Below are 3246 nucleotides of genomic sequence, written 5' to 3' on the forward strand. Positions count from 1 at the left end.
ACATTGATGTCACGCAAAGCGACAAAACGTTACCGGGAAAGGCTCACTGACCGACCCGGTGTGGTCCTCGGGGGTACGTGAGCCGTAGGCCACCTCGTGGCCGGCGGACGCGAGCCGTGCTCCCAGCGCAGAGCCCACTTTCCCCTTGCCGATGATCGCGATGTGCACAACAGTCTCCTGACAGTTTGGGCCCAAATAACATGAGCGATAGATGTATTAATTCGATGCCGAACCGCACTAACCGACAGGACCTTCAGGGGCATGCCGCCGGCTCACAAGGCCGACGGCGGGGATGCGGGCAGGAACGCCCGGTTTCGGCTTCGCCGACCGGAGTGTTCCTCCGGAGCGGTGCGGAGCGTTGCCCCGGGCGCCGAAACGTTGGCCGGGACGGCCGCCACAGTCGATGAACCTGTTCGAGACGCGCGGGCGAAGCCGCCTCACCCGGCGGGTGATGACCGCCGTGCACATCACCAGGGCACTACGCCAGCGTCCTCGAAGAACTTGCCGGTCGGGCCATCGTCGGGCAGGGTCGCGAGTTTGATGGCGATCGCCGCGCCCTGTTCGGGGGTGCGCACACCGCGGAAGCCGTTGAGGTCGGTCGCGACGAAGCCGGGGCAGCCGGCGTTGATCAGGATGTTCGTACCGCTCAGCTCCCGGGCGTACTGGAGGGTGACGGCGTTCAGGAACGTCTTCGACGGCGCGTACGCCACGGCCACCGGACCCGTCGTCTGCTCACCAGCGATTCCTGACTGCCGGGTAAGGGAGCCGACGCTGCTGGACATGTTCACGATCCGCGGCGAGGCAGAGCGGCGCAGCAGCGGCATCATCGCGTTGGTGACGCGAATGACGCCGATCACGTTGGTCTCCACGACCGTCCGGATGGTGACCGGATCGACCCGGGTGGGCTCCTGCGGCATACCACCAGTGATGGCGGCGTTGTTGACGAGCACGTCGAGGCGCCCGGCCAGCTCCTCGATCAGCCGTGCGGCGGCGGTCGCGCTCGCGTCGTCGGTCACGTCCAGCGGTACACCGAACGCGTCAACGCCGGCCACGCGCAGCTTCTCCACCGCGGCCTCCCGGCGCTGATCGTCGCGGGCGCCGACGCCGACGCTCCAGCCGAGGGCACCCAGGCCCGCGGTGATCTCGTACCCGATTCCTTTGTTCGCGCCGCTGACCAGCGCAATCGTCGGTTCACTCATAGGGTCAATGCTGACCCGGACCCTGGCGAGGGGTCCAACACCGATCAGGTGACCAACGATACCGCCCAGGTATCGATCCCGGGATAGCGTGGCTGCGTGGAGACCCGGGAACTGCGATACTTCGTCGCTGTCGCTGAAGAGCTGCACTTCGGGCGCGCCGCGCAGCGGCTCGGGATCGCACAGCCGCCTTTGTCACGGGCGATCCAGCAGCTCGAACGCCGGCTCGGGGCAGCACTCCTGGACCGGACCAACCGCACCGTCACGCTGACCGAGGCCGGCTTGGTGCTGCTGGCCGAGGGCCGGGCGGCCCTCGACGCGATCGACGCCGCCGACCGCCGGACCCGCCGCGCCGCCCTCGCCGCGACCGGCCGTCCCGGCCTGGTCCTGGCCGCGAAAGCCGGCGCGTCCAGCGAACTGCTGGCGAAACTGCTCGACGCCTACGCCGCCGAACCCGGCGCGGTCCCCGTCGACGTCACCCTGTGCGGCCCGGCCGAGCAGGAACGACTCCTGCGCGAGGGCCGGGCCGACGTGGCGCTACTGCACCGGCCGTTCGACTCGACGGCCGGGTTCCACACCGCAGAGCTCAGCACGGAGAGCCAGGTTGTGGTCCTGCCGGCCGGGCATCCGCTCACCGTCCGGGCCCACGTGCACATGGCCGACATCACCGCGCTGCCAGGCCTGCCCCTGCCACGCTGGCCCGACCCCGACGGAGCCTACCCGCCCGGCCCCGGCCCGCAGGTCCGCGACCACGCGCAGTTGCTGCAGCTGATCGCGCTCGGCCGCGCTTGCACGATCTCACCGGAGTCGTGCCGAGCCCAACTGCACGGGGACCTCGCCGCCGTGCCCGTGCTGGACGCGTCGACAGTCACCACCGTGATCGCCTGGCCACCGCACAGCCGGTCCAGAGCCGTCGCCGACCTCATCCGGACTGCGACACGTCTCTAGCATCACCGCCCCGGGTACGGGCGTGATGACCAACACGCCGTCGACGACCGCGACCGACTCGACGACCACGGGCCTGAGTCGAGCAAGCAGCACGACCAACACCTCGTCGGACATGCCCCAGCACCCCGCCGCACGAGCGCGAAGTCACGCCTCGTCAGCGCCGACGATCACCGGCTACGAAAATCTTGGATGAGCCGATTCAGCACACTCCCAATGGCGAAACTTCAGATTAGGTGATGTCGTCGACAAGAGCCTCAAGGCGGCGCTCTCCGTCGCGGGTGTGCGCGCCGGCGGCCAGTGCAGCCTTGGCGAGACGGGTTGCAGCGGGTTCGTCGAACACTCCGTTGAGGAGCTCGTTGGCCTTCCGTAGGCCGTGAGTGGTCGACTCGGCCGCGGTGTCGGCCGCTTCGGTCGCGGCGCGGGCGACGCCGGGAGGAAGAGCGGCGATGCGGGCGGCGAGGGTGTTGACGACGTGGTCGAGCTCGGTGTCCGGCACGGCCCGGTTCACCCATCCGATCCGTTCCGCGGTCGCGGCATCGATCAGCTGCCCGCCAAGGATGATCTCCAGGGCGCGTGCGCGACCCACGAGACCGGGCAGGTATGCAGTGCCTCCCGCGCCCGGGATGATTCCCAGCCGACACTCCATCTGGGCCATTCCGGCGCGTTCGAGCGAGGCGAACCGCATGTCCATCGCGGACAGCAATTCCGCACCGCCGCCGCGGGCCAGTCCGCGCAGCTTGCCGATGGTGATCTGTGGCAGCGACCGGATGTGTTCGTGGAGCCGCATCATCGGGTTGAGGGACTGGTCCTGTTCGGGCGCGATGGGGAGGGCAACGAACGTCGCGGGGTCGTCGGCGGTCGTCATGTCGCCGTGCGCGACGAAGAAGTCCGGGTCCGCGCCGTCGAAAACGATCACCCGGATGTCGTGGGCGCCGGACATGGCGTCCGCGAACCGCTCCAGGTCCGTCATCAGGGCGGCGTCGAGCAGATTGATGGGAGGGTTGTCGATCACGACGTGCGCCACGCCGCTGGCGAGAGAGATCTTGAGGGTCGGGTATGCGTCAGTCATGATTCCCGTTTCGCCGTCAGGCCGTTAGTAGGA

4 protein-coding genes are annotated in these 3246 nt (G+C 68.7%); 1 reads left to right on the forward strand and 3 read right to left on the reverse strand.

The annotated features are described in order from the left end of the window. Nucleotides 1-9: 9 nt before the first annotated feature. Both G6R25_RS31030 and G6R25_RS22775 read right to left on the reverse strand, forming a co-directional pair. Complete coding sequence (locus tag G6R25_RS31030; protein ID WP_419469407.1) at nucleotides 10-168, reverse strand: NAD(P)-binding domain-containing protein; 159 nt, start codon at nucleotides 166-168, stop codon at nucleotides 10-12. A gap of 299 nt (nucleotides 169-467) precedes the next feature. After that, entirely contained in the window at nucleotides 468-1199 is a 732-nt protein-coding gene (locus G6R25_RS22775) for an SDR family NAD(P)-dependent oxidoreductase (protein ID WP_136449488.1), read from the reverse strand. Between the two features lie 96 nt (nucleotides 1200-1295). Between G6R25_RS22775 and G6R25_RS22780 the strand changes: the two genes are divergently transcribed. Beyond that, nucleotides 1296-2144, forward strand: coding sequence for a LysR family transcriptional regulator (locus tag G6R25_RS22780; protein WP_163554512.1), 849 nt, complete (start codon nucleotides 1296-1298; stop codon nucleotides 2142-2144). A gap of 229 nt (nucleotides 2145-2373) precedes the next feature. Here the strand turns inward: G6R25_RS22780 and G6R25_RS22785 are convergent, their stop codons facing one another. Continuing rightward, nucleotides 2374-3213: an enoyl-CoA hydratase/isomerase family protein gene (locus tag G6R25_RS22785; protein ID WP_235949469.1), complete on the reverse strand. Its 840-nt coding sequence runs from the start codon at nucleotides 3211-3213 to the stop codon at nucleotides 2374-2376. Nucleotides 3214-3246: the final 33 nt, after the last annotated feature.

The sequence above is a fragment of the Candidatus Frankia alpina genome, assembly GCF_902806485.1.
Classification (GTDB): domain Bacteria; phylum Actinomycetota; class Actinomycetes; order Frankiales; family Frankiaceae; genus Frankia; species Frankia alpina.